The following is a 910-nucleotide window of genomic DNA, read 5'->3' on the forward strand; positions in this document are numbered from 1 at the left end:
AAGGAAGGGAGCCCAGCACTATCCAGGTTAATGACGGGCTGTAAAAATACATCACCACAAAAAATACGACAGTAAACACCAGATCGATGCAAAGCGTCAGGGCTGAGCCGGTAATAAACTCCCGGATGGTGTCCAGTTCCCGGACCCGGGCAACGGTGTCGCCAACCCGACGGGCCTGAAAGAAAGCGATGGGGAGACGGAGCAAATGGTTAAACAGTCGAGAGCCCAGCACCACATCAACACGGTTGGTAGTATGACTGAATACATAGGTACGCAGACCGTTAAGCAGCACATCAAAGACCGATATCACCAGCAAGCCGAAAGCAAGAACATCGAGTGTGGTCAACCCTTTATGGGTTAGCACCTTATCGATCACCACCTGAAAAAACAGAGGGGTTATCAGCGCAAATAGCTGAATAAAGAACGAAGCAATCAGTACTTCTGCCAGTAGCTTCTTATGTTTAAGAATCGCCGGAATAAACCAGCTGAAGTCAAACTTATCGCTGATCCCTGGCAATAGGGATCGTTTGGTCATCAGGAAGACATGAGTCCCCAGCAGAGATTCCAAGACATCGGAGGATACCGTTTCAGGCGTACCCTTAAGTGGATCCTGAATCAGTGTTTTGCCATCATGAACACGGGCAATGATAAAATAGTGGCCGTCTGCATGTTGTGCAATGGCTGGTAAGGGAATACGGTCAAGAGACTGGACATCCGCCTTGATTTTGCGGGCTTTCAGCTTGAGAAATTTGGCGGCTCTTAAAAGGCCGTTATCATTCAGAGGGGTCGCTGAATCAGTAAACTGATGCTTTAGCTGCGCAGCATCTGCAGCCAAACCATGAAATCGGGCAAGCGACACCAGACAGAAGACTGCCGCATCTGTACGTCTTACATCCATGTGTATCCATAC

The 910-nt window shown here is 48.8% G+C and carries 1 protein-coding gene; it reads right to left on the reverse strand.

The window, feature by feature from the left end; all coding sequences use genetic code 11:
- Positions 1–898 (reverse strand): ABC transporter transmembrane domain-containing protein (locus J7438_RS26100; RefSeq protein WP_286196954.1); only part of this gene is annotated, 898 nt, incomplete at its 3' end.
- Positions 899–910 lie beyond the last annotated feature (12 nt).

The organism is Thalassotalea sp. G20_0 (genome assembly GCF_017744175.1).
Taxonomy (GTDB): Bacteria; Pseudomonadota; Gammaproteobacteria; order Pseudomonadales; family Endozoicomonadaceae; genus Endozoicomonas.